Origin of the sequence: Sinomonas sp. G460-2 (genome assembly GCF_047759905.1) — a bacterium.
Classification (GTDB): Bacteria; Actinomycetota; Actinomycetes; order Actinomycetales; family Micrococcaceae; genus Sinomonas.
The window spans coordinates 1-16559 of the sequence record NZ_JBKZWT010000015.1 but is presented as its reverse complement, the minus strand read 5'-3'; the positions used below and the strand labels follow the sequence as shown (position 1 = coordinate 16559).

Sequence of the window (16559 nt, the reverse complement as noted above, 5' to 3'; positions counted from 1 at the left end):
CCGGGCCGAACTCGTGTCTCCTAACCTCGGTGTCTCGGAACGCATGCGAAGCAAGACGGGTCGAGCCCGGGAACGGAAAGCCGCTACGAATCGCTGAAGTCCGTCACCGTGCGTGAGCCCGGCTGCGGGATCGCGTAGCTGGGCAGGGCATCGGACCCAACTATAACTACCACGCCGGGAGCGCTTCGAGGATGACATCGGCGAGGAGGCCCCGGGAACCCGAGCGGGATGAGGTGGTTGCTCGGAGATCCCGACGATGGTCCTGCTGGCCCGGGGCACCAAGGGCTTCCCCGCACCCGGGAGACCTGGCGCCCGCGAGAAGCTGAAGGCGCCCAAACCGCTCGCCGATGACGAGCTGGACGAACGGCCGCGATCCTCGAAGCGTCCACGTACAAGCGGATCCGCGGGCTGCAGTTCACATTGACCCCAATGAGCCTGCAGGTCGCACGAATATCGCGCTGGCTGCCGAAATCCTCCGGGCCCCGGAACTCTCACCGAGAGGGAAGCACCCTCATCCTCGGAGTCACAGACCGCGCGTTCCTCAAAAGCCGGGAGCGACCTTGGCCTGTGATTCCCTCCGCGTCGCAGCACGGATCGCCGGCCGCTGGCTAGAACACGCCCGCGAGTGTCCTGACGACTTCATCGCTGCAATCGCCAGTGCCCGTGTCGTACATCCCGAGACGCTGGCCACGACCGCGCAGCTCCACGGCGGTCTCGAACCCCACCTACATCTCAATGAGAGTGGGCAGCAGCAGCGGTGAGGTCCCCTCGGCATATTGCCGCCCGTCACTCAGTGGATTCCTTCGAGTCGAACGTGCCCAACGAGTTTTGTCCTCCCCGGAAGACATAGCCTGTCTTCCATGAGTGATACCCGCCCCCTTGAGGGTGCGCCCACCGCCGCGGCCCTCACGCTCGGCAGCTTGCTGGAGGACCACGGCAAGGCCCACATTCCAGCTATCGGCGTCGAAGACATCCACGTCATCCGGCACGCCTACATCCCCGGTGGACATGAGCAGATACAGGCGCCGGAAGACCTCAACGACCCCAACAAAATCCTCGCCTACACCCGGGAACAGAGCTTCTCGGCTCGGCGGTTTATCTCCGGTCCTCCCCGCTACTGGGTGATCATGATTGCAGACGGCGGGCATTGTTCCCGGCTCTTCGGAACGTACGAGAATCTCGGTCAACTCCCTGTGCAGCAGGGTGACCGCTACCGCATCTTCGACCTGCGCCCCAGCGACTTCCTTGCATCCCTCGCGGGCCGACTCGTCGTGGAATGGGACGCGCCCCGCGCAGGGCAGCGGCGCGCGACCAAGGTCGCCAGCCTGCCCGTGCTGGAGTTCAGGGAGTAGCTGCCACGGGGTTCCTGCTGGCACAGCGAAACGGAAGAACACATCAAGGAGAAAGCATGACCGAGTACTGGATGGTCCGACTTGGCTCCGGCGGAAAGCACGCCGAAGAGATGATCGAGGCCGGGTATCTCGGCGTGGACTACGACATCGACTTCGACCTCGGACCCAATCTGGGGAAGGGCTCCGCGGAATTCCACCGGATCATGAACGATGTCTGGCTCGACAGGAATCCTGGCAAGAACAGGCGCTCGGCTGGTCTCTCGATGGGGAACATGTGGGTCGCCTGCGAAGGGATCCGCGAGGGTGATTTCGTGCTCACCCGAAAGGCGGACCAGTCGTTCGCGAGCGGAACCGTCATCGGAGGCTACGAGTACTTCCCCGAGGCGATCCTGCCGCACCGCCGTCGGGTCGAGTGGCGTCCGCGGCCGATCACGCTGGACGAGATGAGTCCAGAACTCGCAGCGGCGGCCCAGACACCCCAGACCGCTTATTCACTCACGGGGTACGCCGCAGAACTGGCCAGCCTCACCGGCGCCATCACCCCGGCCGCGCAAGCGGCGGCCCCTCCGCTGGCAGCCGTGCAGGCCGCCGAAGTCGAGCACGAGCTTGCGTTCCAAATGGAGAAGCAGCTCGAAGACTTCCTCGCGCACAACTGGCGCAGCACTCCGCTCGGACGGGACTACGACATCTATACAGAAGACGGTGAGGTCAAGGGACAGCAGTACCCAACAGACACTGGACCCATGGACATCCTCGCCATCAGCAGGGACCGGAAGCGGCTGCTCGTGGTCGAACTCAAGCGCGGGCGCGTCAGCGATGTCGTCGTCGGGCAGATCCAGCGGTACATGGGCTACGTGCAGGAGGAGCTGCTGGAGCCGGGGCAGTCGGTCGAGGGGATCATCATCGGCCGGGAAGACGACGCGCGGATCCGCCGGGCGCTGAGTGTCGCCCCGAACATCCGGTTCATGAAGTACCGCGTCGAATTCCATCTCGAATGAACGGCGGCCGCTGGCTCAGAAAGGATCGAGACCAACGGCCGATTGAGCGACTGGCAGGGACTGCTCGCCGTCGAGCCTCCAGCCGCAGTGATCACCGCCGGCTCTGACCGGCCGCTCCGCCGACTGACCGCCACACCACTGTCACTGCCCACGAGAGAGGGGGTGGCCGGTGAGGTACCTCGAATCGGCTATCGCACTCCTCCGGCCTCCGCCCATGCGGACCGTATACTGCCGGCCATGGGGACTGCGCCAGAGGGCGAAGGGTCGGCGAGACGCTGGATGATCATCCGCCGAATCACCGCCGCAGCCTGCGCGGTCGCCATCGTCGCCGTGCTTGGCGTCCTCGTCGAAAAGGCCGCGGCCAGGGAACGGCGGCGGTGATAACGGACCTGCACCCACCGAAAGGGAGGGTCCTGATCCCCGCACTCGTCGCTCCCCTTATCTTCGGTCTCATCGTCGCGGTAAGGATCCCCGGCCCTGCCTACAGGAAAAGCCTTTTCGCCCGCCCATCCCTGAACGGACTATTCAGCACTGCGCCGGCATTCCCGCTCTTGGCGGTTGCATTTACGCTCTTCTGGTTCGGCTGCTGAGGGCTCTCGTACTTCGGATGGTCCCTCGGGGAGCCGGGATCGGCCATGGCAGCAGCCGCATTCGTCGGAGCCGCCGGGCTCGCCCTCTGGATGATCGCCGTCGCCCTCGGGATGGGCCGAGCAGCAGCCGATCAACCCTCAGGCCCAGACCCGTCCTTCCCCCGCGCATCTGGGATGTCGAGATCGTAACCAAGGACCCCAGCGCGTGGTGGACGTTCTGGTCCCCGCGCGAACCTGGTCCGGTGCTCCTCGCCATGGAGGAATCCGGCTATCCCGTGGACTGGGCGATGCACGACTGGGCCGGGGCTCGCCTTGAATGACGGAGCGCACGCCAGTTGGCTCCAGCCCGTGCGCTGCGGGTTCGGGCCCCCGCCCGGTTGGTTCTCTCTGCGCTCCTCGTTACAGCGCTCCTGCCCCTCATCCGCAGGCCCGCACCGCGGCCGCCGCCCGCGGCGGGCACCGGGCGCTCGGCTCTGGTCGTGTCGCGTGGCGACGCCTACCTACACACGTTTAGGCGTGTGCCTGACCGGTGCGCCTATAGAGACGGCCGGATGTCGCGTGACGGGCTGGAGCGGTGCCGTGCGGTCTGCTGGGTCGGGGACTCCCGGAGCCTTGCCGGCGCTTCGGCTGCTTGTCGTGCTTGTTCGATGGCGAGACGCTGGGCCCCGGCCAGCGCCGCCCGGTTGTGGACGAGCTGAGCGGCCTGGGCCGTCGGGAGAGTTTCGAGTTGGGAGAGGTCTCGGCGGTCCTGCGCTGCTTCTTTCCGCAGCCGACCGGCCCGTGCGGCGACCGCGCTTCGGGTGGCGCCTCCGAGCAGGCGGCGAGACAGGGCCGCGTGCTCGCGATTGTGGCGGTGGGTGAGTTCCAGCTGGTCGTGATGTGCCTTTTCGGCTTCGCATCGTGTCTCGATCACGCGCGGATCGGTGTCGGCTTCGCGCCCGGCGACGGCCTGAGCCCACGTGGAGAGACCGGCCTTATTGTTTGGCACTTCGTGCCACCTGTCCCGGGTGGCGCGCTCGGCGTTGTCATGGACGGCGGTCGCCTCCTTCAACGTCCAGGTGGCGACGCGCTTGCGGAACCCGCCTGCGCCGCTTTGTGCGCGGCGCGCGCCCCACATCCGAGCCTGCGCGACGAGGTAGGCGCCGCCGTCCGTCGTGGCCTGCTGAACCAACGGTGGCACCGCCTGGGCGAGAGCCCTGGCGACGCGAGCGCCGGCTGCGTTGACAATCTGCTCCTGGCGCTCCTGCTCAGTGTCGTGCTGGTGGACCTGCCGAGCCAGGACAGCCAGGGCCCTCTCCCATCGTGCTGCTTCCCGCTCGGCGTGCTCGGCCCGTTCACGGAGCCGGGCGCACTCAGCGTTCACGAGCGCGACTGGGCCATCCGCGACGAGGTCCGTGACGGCTTCTCGGGCGCGCTCTGTCGCCTCGGTGAGCCCCCGGTCTGCGCGGTCGCGTTCCATCGCGGCGACGAACTGTTCCCGTGTATCGGCGAGGTTCTCGGCGACGACGTGCAGCAGGTTCGTCTGGCGGCCGCGGGTCATACCGACGTAGACGGCCGCCGCGCTTGTTTGGTCGGTGAGCAGCGTGTGCGACGCCGTGGCGGTCGTGCCCTGGACACCGTAGGCGGTCGCCGCATAGGAGAGGTGGGCGTGCTCTGCCACGTAGTCGGCGGGGAGGCGGACACTTGTGTTGCGCCTTCGACCGCTGCCGGCCTCGCGCACCCACAGCGATCCGTCGGCGTCGACCTGCTGCACGGTCCAGATCTGCCGGTTGGCGACGCCGAGCCGGGCGTCGTTGCGTCGGGTCTGGATCAGGTCGCCCGATCCGATGCTCAGGCCGTCGCTGCCCGTGGCCGTGCGGGCGCCGTCGACGACGCCCTGCTCGACTCGGCGGGCGCGGATGCGCTCGTTCAGGGCGGTGGCTTCCTCGATGGTCGCGATGGTGATCGCGTCGCCGTCGCGGGCGGTGCCGGCGAGGTCCGTCTGGGCGTCGTCCGTGCTCGCATGGATCCGGACGAGACCGAGTGCCGTGAGCTGATCGAACACGGCGCCTGGGTCGCTGCCGTCGCGCATCGCGAGTGTGAGGTCGGCGTAGGCGGGATCGGCGAAGCGGTGCACGCTGGTCATCTGCCATGTGCGGCCGCGGATCTGCGCGGCCATGTCGAGCACTCCCCCACGGCCGACGGCGGGGAGCTGCGCACGGTCGCCAACCAGCGCGACGCTCGCTCCCGACTCCATGGCGAGGGTGAACAGGGCGAGCGCAGTGTCCTGGTCGAGCATCCCGGCCTCGTCGACCACGATCCGCTCGCCACGGCCGATCCGCGCGTCGGCGGGCGGGCCGTCGCAGGCGCGTCCGGTCTCGGGGTCGATTGCCCCGCGGGCGAGGCGAGTCCAGACGCCGTCGTCGTTCCATCGCCAGCCGTGAGCGTGCACGAGGGCCGCGACCGAGTCTGCGGGCACGCCGAGTTCCTCGGCCGCGACCTGTGCGGCCTTATTCGTCGGGGCGACCACGCGCACCCGGCGCCCTTCGCGTTCGGAGGCCGCGATCGCGGCGGCGAGCATCGTCGTCTTCCCCGCACCGGCGGCGCCCTCGACCACGACGAGCGGATCCGCCGATGCAACGGCCGCGGCTGCCTCGCGCTGGTCGGTGTCCAGGCCGTCCGCCTGGGCGAGGCCACCGAGGCCGGGGTGCTCGGGCTCGGCGTCTTTGGCGCGGGCGGCGAGGAGGTCGCGGAGCCTGGTCTCGGCTCCGATCACGGTCACGCTGGTGAGGTGTGCGACGTGCTCCGGTGCGGGTGCGCCGGGCGGAAGGAGCGAGAGGCAGTCCTCCAGAGCGAGTCGGGTCGCGAGAGCGACGAACTCCCCCAGCTCCTCCCCGGCTGCGCGCACCCCGTACTCGGTCACCAGGTGCGTGATGTGCTCGGCGACCGTGTGCATGGTCCATGCGGAGGCGCGAGCGGCGCAGCGGTCGAGGGCGCGGGATGCAATCTCCTCGACGGAGATGTCATCGAGCGCAACCACCATGGGCAATGCCGATCGCTTCAGGGTTGCGGGGTCGTATCCACCCTCCCGCAGTTCGGCGATCCAGGCCGCCTCCTCGGCGAGGCTGGTCGGCTTCTTCGCGGGCCGCCCGTGCGCCCAGGCCTTCGCCTGCAACCGCGCCGTGACCACCGGCCCGGGTGTCTCGCCGGGGTGCGCGGCCTCCCACTCGGTGGTCAGTCGGTCGAGGTTGCGCTCCACCTGCGCGGCCCGCTTGCTCATCACCGCGTTGAACGGCCGCAGTTCGCCGACCTCGCCGGTGACCGGATCCAGTGTCAGCCCGTGCCGGTCGAGCACCTCGGCCAGCACAGGATGTGCCGCGATCACCGCCGTGCCGAGCGCTCGGATCGCGCCCTGCTGCGCGAACAGTGCCGCCGTGTCGAGGGCACGCCACGCACCGGCCGCCCGCACGCGGGCGCCGATCTGGAGGTGGATGTGCCGGTGCGGATCCCCTGCGCGGCTCGTGCGGTGCGCGACCGCGACCGTGTGCAGTTCCTCGACCGGCACAACCTCCTGCGCCCCGCGTGCCCCGACCCGTGTCACCGAATGCCGGGCGAGCCAACGTCGGATCTCGGCGGCGGCGTCCTGCTGCGCCGCATCAAGCGCAGCTGACACCTCGGGATGCAGGGCCGCGGCGATGGAAAGGGACTTCGGGGCGTTGACCACCATCTCCGCGAAGCGCGGCGATCTCAGACGGCCATCGCCCGCCCGGCGCGGGATGCCCAGCTGTTCCCCGGTGATCGGGTGCGCCCAGTCGACCCACGCCGCGTACGCCTCCGGGGCCAGGTCACGGATCGCCATGACCTCGCCGTCGCGGTCGAGCTGAACGAACTCGGCCACGGTCCCCTCGCCGAGGTAGTAGTCGTCGGCGCGCGAGCGATCGGACTCGACGTACCGGCGCGCGGCCGCGCCGTCCCCGCGGAACAGTGTCACACCGCCCCTCACGCCCGCCTCCCTCACCTCTGTGAGAGACAGGTGCGCAGGACCTACCGGCGGTAGCATGCGTCCATTCAGAAGAGGCTGTGATGTCTCAGGACACTGGTGACAGTTCTGTATCAGGACATCGGTGACAGTTCGGGGTCTGGGCCGCTGGGCTCGAAGGTCGGGAGTTTGCGGGCGTAGCGGCGGTATCCGACGTGCTTGGTGCCGGGGTCGGGGATGGGGTGCTCGGCGATGATCTCTCCGGTGTCCGCATCGCAGAAGGCAACGGTCTCGACGTCGACGACGGCGTGGACGCGACGCCCGACGTGCTTCTGGCCGAGCCAGTAGACGACGTTGCGGATGCTGACCCGCCCGTCGGCGCGGACGGTGCGATGGTATTCGCCGGGCGGGGTGCCGGTGCTGCGGATGACGTCTCGGATGTCTTCGGGACGGGACGCGCCGGAGCCGCGGGGCCGGCCGTTGCTGACGTGCTTGGTGCCCGGTGCCGGCCAGGGGTGCTTCGATGAGGAGCTCGCCGCCCTGATCGTAGAAGGCGACGCCCTCGTCCGAGGTGGCGACGTAGACCTTCTCTCCCGCCAGCTCGCGGGCGATCTGATAGGTGACGCCCTTCACCGCGATCACCCCGCTGCTCTTGACTCTCGCGGCCCGCATGTTCTCGAAGTCGAGGGCTGTGCCGGGCGCTTCACCGCGGGGTGGAGGAGAACAGGGCGGGGCGGCACCGGCCGGGGCCGGGGTGGTTCGGCGACCGGGGTTGCGTCCCAAGCACGCTGCGGGGTGACTCGTCCGGGCAGGCCCTGGTGAGGGCGCTCGGTGTTGTAGATGAGGTCGAATTCGTCGACCTGCTCCTGCAGCTGCGCTATCGTCTCAGCGATGGGCTGCTTGTCGAGCCAGCGGAACCGGGTCTGGTGGAAGCGTTCGTTCTTGCCTTGCGTGGTCGGCTTGTAGGGCTTGCCGGTGATCATCTCCACCCCGAGCGCTCCCGCGTAGGCGGCGAGCTGGCCTTCCCAGCCCCGGCGGGCGGGGTTCATCGCAGCCCATGGTCAGGAGCCGTTGCGGGACGCCCCGCTTCTCGATGCCCTTGCGCATGACGACGATCGCGTCCGCGCTGGTCTCCCCGGTGGCGTGGGAGGCGACGGCGAGACGGGAGTGGTCGTCCTCCAGCTGGAAGATCACGCACTCGCGCCCGTGCGCGAGGACGTACTCGGTGGCGTCGAGCTGCCAGCACGCGTTCGGCGCCGGGTAGACGAACCGGCGGTAGGAGGCGCGGGGCTTCTTCCGTGGCTCTGCTCGGGCGACGCCGGCCTGCCGGAAGATCCGCGCCAGCGACCCGACCGACGGTGCTATCAGGCCGAGGGCGATCATCTTGTCGTGCACGCTTTTGGCCCGTGATCCAGCGCTGCGATGCCTCGTCGGTGATCCGGCTGGGGCTCGTCTTCGGGCGGCGTGAACGCGGCTTCAGTACCGCGGCCTGCCCCTCGTCGCGGGCTCGCGCGCGGAGGGCGTAGAACGTCTTGCGGGAGATGTCGTGCTCGAGGCAGAACGTCGTCACCGACCCACGCGGGGCGTCGTCAGGCCACCGGGCGATCGCGAGACGGACACGAGGATCAACGGGATCGCTATTCTTCTGCACCCTCCATCACAACGGTTGAAATGTCACCACGAAGAACCCCGGAACTGTCACCGATGTCCTGATGTACGAGTGTCACCGATGTCCTGAGTCATAACACATTCAGTTGGGGCTGGATTCGATGGGCTGGGGCAATCAGCCCCGCTGCTGCACGAGTTCGTAGAGCGAGCCGTGTTGGTCGCGCATCGTGCGTTCGACAGTTTCTGCGAGGGCTGAATCGCGGACGAGGATGCCGAACTCCACGTTGCGGTTTTCGGCCGAGTAACTGAAGTTGGCGCTGGTGATCAGGAGCAACTCGTGGTCGACCACGATGAACTTTGCGTGGCTGACCACCGTTTTCCCGTTCGCGAGCGTGGCGGAGCGGTAGACGGTGGCTCGGGGGAGCTGCGCCCTGACGGTGACGACGTCGGCGACCACGGCGTCCATGTAGACGGTGACGACGACGCCGGGCTGTTCGGAGGCTTCCTTAAGCGCCTTCCACATCCGGGAGGTGTCCTGGAAGTTGTAGGTCGCGGCGGTAACGGATTGGCGTGCGTTGAGGACGATGCGGTGAAACTCGCTGGTGAGGTGGCCGGTGTTCGCCTCGTGGCCGGGCATGGTCCAAACAGGGGTCAGTTCGCGCAGCACGGTCTTTGCCCCGGCAATCGCCCGCAGCACGCTGACGGTGCGGTCAGGGTCTGCGTGTCCGAGCCTGGCGGCGGCGAGCAGGATCTTGACTGGCTCGCGGCGCGCGACAGCGATCTCGGCGAGCGCCGAGACAGTGTACTCGCCTCCTTCAATCTGGATGGCGAGCCGTTCGGCTTCTGTGGCTGTAAGGAGCTTTCCGAGTTCGGCCAGCGGGTCAGAGGCCATGGATGCTGCCGAAGAATCCCGGCACCGTCGAGCCGTTCGATGTCGGGAGGTCGAGGAGGAACCGGCGGTCGAGGAAGCGATTCGCCTTCTCGCAGGAAGTCTCGGATGCGAAGCAGCAGGTATGGCAGGCCGCGCCGTGCAGGAAGTCCTCCGGGTCCCCCGGGGTGCGCTGGGCGCACACCGGGTCCGAGGAGCAGCGCGCGGCTCGCCGCAGCGCGGAAAGCACGATGCCCTGGAGCTTCGGGGGCTCCGACAGGGCAACGAGTCCGCCGAGCGTACCTTCGCTGTCGGATGCGGTGGTGCAGATCAGCAACCCGGCGGCGGCGGCGCGCCCCGGGGCCTCGTCCCAAGCGTAGATGCGTTCGGCGAGGCTGGCCGCGCCGTAGCCGGAGTACATCGCCATCTCGCGGATGAGAATGTGCGACAGCGTGTGAACAAGCCAGTACCGCGGCCCAGGCAGTCGGGTGTCGGGGTTGACGGCAGCTGCGGTCTCGGAGAATCGCCGTGCAAAGTTGCGGCGGTGTGCTTCGATGTGCGCGTTCCACAACAGCGTCTTCTCGGTGGACTTCTCCCACTGGGCGACAGCGTCGAGGTCGAGTTGGAGGAAGATGCCCTCGCCACGGTCTTCCGTCGCGGGCACCCAGGTCGGCTTGCCGTTGCGCGTGAGGTACACCACGCGTGAGGCGAGGTCGTTGACGCGATCCATCTCGTCGAGGCGGGTGAAGCCGAGGACCGCGTTGACGCGCTTCATCCGATTGACTCCCACGACGCGGGCGATGTGCGGGTGCAGGTCGGGGCCGCGCTGCTTCTCGGTGACCATGAGCCCGGTGTTGTTCTGCTGCTCGGGGAACAGCGAGGGCTTCTGGAGGTAACGCCATTCAGGGATAAGCAACTCGATTGGGTCCCAGTTGGCGCGGCGCTCCTCGCGAGCCTCTTCGGACTCGGGCGGCGCGAGGACATCGGCTACGGCGCTGGCAAGGTCGGCATCCGTCACGCCGTCGAGGTCGACCTTGCCCTCGGCGAGGTCACGGATGAAGTCGGGATTGCCGGCGTACTTGGCGATCTTTTCCACGCCCAGCTCGACCCGCAGCTGGTCGGCAAGGGCTTCTTGGTTCTCAGCGTCGGTGCGCGGCATGACGATGATGCTCTGGGTCGACGCGAACCAGAGGTTCGAGGCGCCCATCATAATCAGCGCGGGTCGAGCCTCGCAGCCGGGGAAGAACGCGCCGAGGTGCGGATGGCGGCCCCGGCAGATCTGCGGCAGCTTCTCCCGGCCGACCGCTCCCATCGCCTCAGCCATGCCACGTCGCGCCTTGCAGGCCTGGCATTCGATTGTGGAGCCCACACTCTTGCCTACGTTGGCGTCAAACATCTTCAGCTCGGGGGTCTGGGCCGCGGGGCATTTCCTGCCGTTGTGCACCCACCGCTCGTACGGGAACTCGTCTAGGTGCCCGTTGGTGCATGTGAGCAGGTGTTGCGCGGGGACGGCCGGGCTGCCGCTCTTCTTGCCACCGGTCGCGCACTTGTGGGTGAACTGCGCGAGGTCGGGCCGGAAAGGGTGTGTGTTCGTGTACGCGAACCGCGGCAGCGGTCCGAGGTAGTGGCATCGGGTGCAGCGTAGCCATTGGGGGAACACCCGTGCCGGCAGGCCGAGGTCAGAGCCCTCCGTCGATTTTGAGCCCTTCTTCGGCTGCCATGGGAACGGCCGCAGCGCGTCGACCTGCGGGCCGAGGTGAAGGCGTACGACGTTAAGCAGGCGCGGTTCGAGGATCGTCGGGATGACCTCGCGGCGCTTCCAGATCGGGTCCCAGTCGTCGAGGCCGGCGGGCATTACGGAGAAGCCCGGCAGGTCCATGATTGCGCCGGGGCCGTAGGTGTATAGCAGCGAAGAGGGGCGGGCGGAGCCGACCTTGGCGCGGTTCTTCGCCTCGCCCTTCTCTGCGTCGCCGAGGGGGTCGAGGGAATCGTCGTTGTCGGGCAGCAGCAGTGCTGCAATGTCAGTCATCAGTAATCCTCCCCGACCGGCAGTGCCCAGTCGTCGATGCCTGCCGGGCTTCTCGCGTAGAGCTTGTCCGGGATGGGCGAGACCAGGATGTTGATCTCTGGCTGCACTTCGCGCATCGAGTTCGCGATCACGAACGGCGCCTCGGCGGAGCTGCCCGCCTTCGCCCGCTGGTTCTCCGGGCTAATGACCAACGGCAGGTACTTGTCGCCGTCGCCGGTGCGCTCGTACACGAGGGTCTTGTGCAGCTCAGCGGCGTAGTCGGCGCGACTGCACCAGCGGTCCAATCGGTTGACGAGCAGGTCGCTGGCGCGTTTGGTCAGGTCGTCGTCCTGGGATGCAGCGAGGATGCGCGCCTTCAGCCGCTCGATGAGAGCGGCGACCGCCGAGTACTCCGAGGCGATCTTCCAAGCCTGCCGTTCGGGCGAGAGGCTGTCCGTTGCGGTCGCCTGAGCGACGCGCACGGCGCTGACGAGCAGGCCGTCGATGCCGCGTTCCAGGGAGGTCGGCGAGAACGGAGTGACCGACAGCGCTTCGACCTGCTTGTAGAAGGTCTCGTGGTAGTGCCGGAACTGTTCGTAGTGGGCCAGATCACGCGGTCTGGCCCAGTTCCCCAACGACACGACGAGTCCTGGCCGTGTGGCGTCGCGGCCGACGCGCGATGAAGCCTGGATGTACTCGGCGGTGTTCTTCGGCTGTCCGACCACGAGCATCAGCCCGAGGCGCTGCACGTCGACGCCGACCTGGAGCATCGAGGTTGCGAGCACGACGTCGAAAGGCGCCTCCCCATCGCGTTGCGGTACGGTCTCTTTGGCCCGCGACGCGGCGACGCGGGCGCGGATCGAGACGGTGGTATCGAAATCTGGGTCGAACTCGATGCCGAGCTTGTCGAGGGTCTTGCCGATGTCGGCACCCGAGATGCGGGAGGTCAGCTCGGCGACGTTTAGGATGCCGAAGTTCGTGCCAGACCTGACGGGGAACCCCGAGTCCTGCCGCGGACGGCGCACACGGCCGGTCACGTCGTCATCCACGTACCGGCGCATGCCCGCAAGTTCTCGCGTCGCATTGAAGTAGCCGACGAGCGTCATGTACGGATCGGCCTCGCCGCCGGTCCGGTCGAACAACAACTGCCCGGCCAGCAGCAGGATCTCGGCCAGCCGGATCTCCGCGCTTGACAAGCGCACCCCCTGCGCGCTCACCCCGATGTAGCGCCGCCCGGGGTTCTCCTTCGAGGTTTCTACCTCGCGCGAGAAGAAGGTGTCCCCCACGTCGAGCACCTGCGGCGGGAAGATCTCCACCTTGCGGCCGTAGAGCTGTCGCACCTGCTCCACTGCGTTCCGCACGGTCGCCGTGGAGGCGACGATGAGTGGCTTGACCGGCTTGCCTTCGGGGGTCTCCCACGAGCAGAGCGTCGCGACCGTGACCTCGAACAGTCCCACCGCTGTGCCGAGCGCTCCGGTGATCAGGTGAAGCTCGTCCTGGATGATCAGATCCGGGGGTCGCAGCCGGTCCACCGCCACCACGGTCGCCGCAGGGTGGCTGTTGTTGGCCGGGTGCGAGCCGACGGTGCACGCCGTGTAGTCGGGATGCACGTACCCGTGTCTCCCGCACCGTTTGCTCACAAACCCGAACAGCGACGCCGCCTCTCCTTCGCGGGCGAGCCGGGCGAACTTGTCGACCGTCGCGATGACGAACGCCGGGGTGAGCCGGTAGATCTCCTCGTCGATGGTGAGCACTGGCAGCCCCTCGGACACGCCACCGCCCTTGGAGAACGGGCACCTGCCCAGCTCGTCGCCGCAATGCACGAACACCCGACGCGAGGTCGGGTCGCCCTTAACGTTCGTGGGCGTGATCTCCGTGCCGCACCAGGGGCAGCGCTGAATCTGGAGCACAGTCAGGCGGTGCGAGGCGCCGTCGTTGACCTTCTTGAGCTGCTCGTCAGCCTCCTCGAAACGCTTCGGGCTCACGTCGGTGCCAACCCACAAGCCGATCCGGAACGGCTCAGACCCCCAGGTCGCCTCATCTTCGCGGCGGGCCAGCTCGGCCGCGCACACGAGAGCGGTCGCGCGCTGGAATTGTTGCGCGGTGAGCAAGCGCAGCGTGTAGCGCATGAGCACGGCGACGCCGTCGCCGCCGTTCAAGGGCCCTTCAGTGGAGTGCACAAGTGCCTGTCGTCGGCGGATCGCGAACGTGTAGGCGGCAAGCCCCAAGTACGCCTCGGTCTTGCCACCGCCGGTCGGGAAGAACAGCAGCTCGACCTTCGAGAAGTTCTCGCTGCTGCGCAGCTTCGCCGTCGGGTCGGTGAGCGCGCCGAGCTGCATCAGGATGAACGCGAGCTGGAATGGACGCCATGATGCGACGGGCTTCCTGTTGGCCTCGGCCGCTTCGAGGTCTAGGCGCGCCGCGGCTATCGTGAGCGCAGAGTCCGCCTTACGCATCTCGGCGACCTGCGACGCGATGCGCTGGTCGCGCATCACGCGGTTCATGAACCGGAAGCACTGCATCCCGGTCTCGTCGGAGGCAACGAAGTCGAGCCCCTCGACGAGCCGCTTGTGCGCCTGCCGCGCCGCGACCAGCACGATCTCGGCGGTCTCCCGCAAGTGCTCCGGCAGCTCGGCCGCCACGGCGGTCTCCCGGTCGAGCCACTCGCCGTAGCCGGATACGAGGGGCGCAAGCCCTGCCCGCAGCTCATCGGATGTGGCCGCCGCGAGCGCCTCCATCGACAGGGTCGCGCCCTCGACCTCGCCGGCCCGGGTCTGCGGCGTCTCCGCGGTCGGCAGCCAGGTCGTCGACACCGACGTTGCTCGCCGCGACCCCCTGCGCGCGACCCAGTTCGCCGAGCAGGTGCGCCCGATCGCGAACTCCAGGCGGTCCTTGTACTGAAGGTCGAGACGACACACTTCCTCGTCGTGCTCCGACCACGCTTGCTCCAGCACGTCGCGCACCGGTAGGAACACCTCGGCGCCGCCCGCGTCGATGAGAATCTTCGTCTGGAACATCCACATGTTCGACGGGATCGGCAGCGGCGTCTCCCGGTCGTTGCAGAGCGCGATCTCCACCAGCACACGCCCGTAGTCCGGATCTTCGTACCGGTCGATCCGCAGGCAGACAGCATCCCGCAGCACGACCGTTGCCGTGTGGCCGGGCGCCAAGTCCGCCAGAGCGATGGTCCGGACCTCTTCGACCGGCGTGCGCTGGTACTTCCGCACCGGGCGCCCGGTCTTGGAGACCTCGTCGGTCTGAATCGTCTCGTAAGTCCCCCAGGAAGCTCTCACGTCGAAGGAAGCGAGCTCGGCTGGCACCTGGAAGCGCAGCCCCATCGACGCGGGAATCATCAGCCCCTGCTTCGGCGCCCGATCCTCGGCGTCATCCTCCTCAGTGTCCGCTTCACCGTCGTCCGCGGCGGCCGTCGGCACACCGCGTCCCTCGCTCGCGCCATCGGCGTCAAGACGCACCTCTGTCAGGTCGTAGGCGTCGTCCTGTTCGAGTGCCGAGCCGGACGTGTTCGTCAGCTTCACTGGCGCGATGAGCCCCACCAGATACTGCTGGCGCGGGCTGAACGGCAGCAGCTCCTCGTCGCCGTTGATCGGCCCCAGCAGCTCGCGCTCCAGGATGTCCACGAGATTCTCGCGAACCGCGAGCGACGTCCCGTCGGTCGGGTAGTTGAGGGCGTAGCCCGAGTCCGCAGGCGCCGCCGCCCCGCTGCTGTTCGTCATGAGGTTCAGTCTGCCGCAGACGACCGACGTCCGACGGCGAAGACACTCTCAGAGTCAAGGACGAAGCATCAACTCCTCATGATTCCGCAGCACCATCAAGGCACACCCTGTCGATTCGCGGAAGGACCCCGGTCGTGCTGCAGCTATTGCTCCGGTGAACGCCAGGTGAGCAGCACCCGATCCTCGTCGAAGTATCGGCCCACCACGCCGCGGCGGATGTGCAGACTCTTCAGTTGCGACATCAGCACCGCACGGCGCGCCTTCTCGTCGCGACCGGCACGCGCCCACGCCTCCTCGACGGAAATGCTGCCGGCAAGCTCCGCCGCGCGCTCGGTCAGCAGGCGCTCCTCCAGGTAAGGATCGAGGGCTGTACGGCCGATCGTCTGCCGACAGGCAGGGCAATAGAGCATCGGGCGCTTCTGGTTGGTCCCGCGGCACAGATAGACCGTGCAGTCGGCACAGCGAACGACGCGCGATAGGAATGCACTGGTCTGCTGACGCTCGCCCTGTTTGCGTGTCTGGGGCGCGGTGCGAGCGTCGAGCATGTGCTGCAAGGCGGCAAACTCCTCGGCTGCGATCACGGCGAGGGACTCGTTGATCACGGGGTGCCCGTGGTCGTCGCGCACTACGGCGAAAGGGTCGACGCGCTTCGCGCTCTTAGCCCGGCCGGGGTTGTGCGGCGTCATCCCTGCGAGCACCGGGTTCCGCAGCAGACCGTCGATCGTCTGCCGGTTCCATCCGAGCCCGCGCTCGGGCTGGCGCGGGCGGCTGGGCAGGGGCGCGCCGCTGTCAGTGAGCCAGGTCGCGATCGCGTTCACGGTTTCGCCTCGGAGTGCCCTAGCAACTGCCTGGGCGAGCCACCCGACCCGTTCGGGATCCTGAACGAGGATCCGGCCGGGGCCATCGGGGTTGGCAACCGATTGGTAGCCATACGGGATGCCACCGCCGGGCCAGCGTCCGTCCTTGAGCAACTGAGCGCGGGCGGCACGCACACGCGCCCGGATGGCCTCGGCCTCCATCTCGCCGAATACGGCGAGCATCACAGCGAAGGCGCGGCCCTGCGGGCTGGTCATGTCGATCGGGTCTTCAACCGCGACAAGGCCTGCGCCGCGCTTCTGGAGGGTCTCGTCGGCGTGGAGGAAATCGAGCACGCGGCGGGCAAGCCGGTCGACCTTCCAGATGATCACAGCATCGAAGTCGTGCGCGGCCAGCAGTGATTTCCAGCCTTGACGCTCCTCGGGACGGTTGGCGGTCGCGGATACGCCGTCATCGACGAACTCGCCGACGATCTCCCAGGCACGGGCCTCGGCGTATCGGCGGCAAGACTGGAGCTGCCGCGCGATCGAGACGGATTCTTCCTTGGTGACGCTGAGGCGGGCATAGAGGACGCAACGACGTGCTTGATTGTTATTCACCGGGCCAGCAAACCGAAAATCGTTGGAG

The 16559-nt window shown here is 67.8% G+C and carries 9 protein-coding genes and 1 pseudogene; 4 read left to right on the top strand and 6 right to left on the bottom strand.

What is annotated here, in order from left to right; genetic code table 11:
• The first annotated feature begins 860 nt into the window (after nucleotides 1-860).
• The 3 genes from ACLN58_RS03425 (at nucleotide 861) to ACLN58_RS03415 (ending at nucleotide 2731) form a co-directional block, all read left to right on the top strand.
• Nucleotides 861-1352 carry a hypothetical protein gene (locus ACLN58_RS03425; protein WP_415853878.1) on the top strand — a complete coding sequence of 164 codons (492 nt, stop codon included), beginning with the start codon at nucleotides 861-863 and terminating at the stop codon, nucleotides 1350-1352.
• Nucleotides 1353-1408: 56 nt separating this feature from the next.
• On the top strand, nucleotides 1409-2350 hold the full coding sequence (locus ACLN58_RS03420) for a hypothetical protein (protein WP_415853877.1): 942 nt from the start codon (nucleotides 1409-1411) through the stop codon (nucleotides 2348-2350).
• Nucleotides 2351-2587: 237 nt separating this feature from the next.
• Entirely contained in the window at nucleotides 2588-2731 is a 144-nt protein-coding gene (locus ACLN58_RS03415) for a hypothetical protein (protein WP_415853876.1), read from the top strand.
• A 744-nt stretch (nucleotides 2732-3475) separates the two neighbouring features.
• Here ACLN58_RS03415 and mobF read toward each other — a convergent pair.
• Nucleotides 3476-6922, bottom strand: coding sequence for a MobF family relaxase (gene mobF, locus ACLN58_RS03410; protein WP_415853875.1), 3447 nt, complete (start codon nucleotides 6920-6922; stop codon nucleotides 3476-3478).
• A gap of 191 nt (nucleotides 6923-7113) precedes the next feature.
• Between mobF and ACLN58_RS03405 the strand changes: the two genes are divergently transcribed.
• Nucleotides 7114-7425, top strand: a complete 312-nt coding sequence (locus tag ACLN58_RS03405; RefSeq protein ID WP_415853874.1) for a hypothetical protein — start codon at nucleotides 7114-7116, stop codon at nucleotides 7423-7425.
• Between the two features lie 228 nt (nucleotides 7426-7653).
• On the opposite strand, the pseudogene ACLN58_RS03400 reads toward ACLN58_RS03405, so the two are convergent.
• The 5 genes and pseudogenes from ACLN58_RS03400 to ACLN58_RS03380 form a co-directional block, all read right to left on the bottom strand.
• A pseudogene (locus tag ACLN58_RS03400) lies at nucleotides 7654-8549 on the bottom strand (integrase core domain-containing protein); the annotation flags it as partial.
• Between the two features lie 132 nt (nucleotides 8550-8681).
• A complete protein-coding gene (gene drmC, locus ACLN58_RS03395) occupies nucleotides 8682-9398 on the bottom strand; it encodes a DISARM system phospholipase D-like protein DrmC (RefSeq protein WP_415853873.1) in 717 nt (238 codons plus the stop codon).
• The gene (gene drmB, locus ACLN58_RS03390; RefSeq protein WP_415853872.1) at nucleotides 9388-11403 is read right to left on the bottom strand and encodes a DrmB family protein; all 2016 of its coding nucleotides are present in this window, start codon (nucleotides 11401-11403) and stop codon (nucleotides 9388-9390) included. Before drmB ends, drmC begins: the two co-directional genes overlap by 11 nt.
• On the bottom strand, nucleotides 11403-15116 hold the full coding sequence (drmA, locus tag ACLN58_RS03385) for a DISARM system helicase DrmA (protein WP_415853871.1): 3714 nt from the start codon (nucleotides 15114-15116) through the stop codon (nucleotides 11403-11405). Before drmA ends, drmB begins: the two co-directional genes overlap by 1 nt.
• Nucleotides 15117-15259: 143 nt before the next feature.
• Nucleotides 15260-16559 (bottom strand): recombinase family protein (locus ACLN58_RS03380; protein WP_415853870.1); only part of this gene is annotated, 1300 nt, incomplete at its 5' end.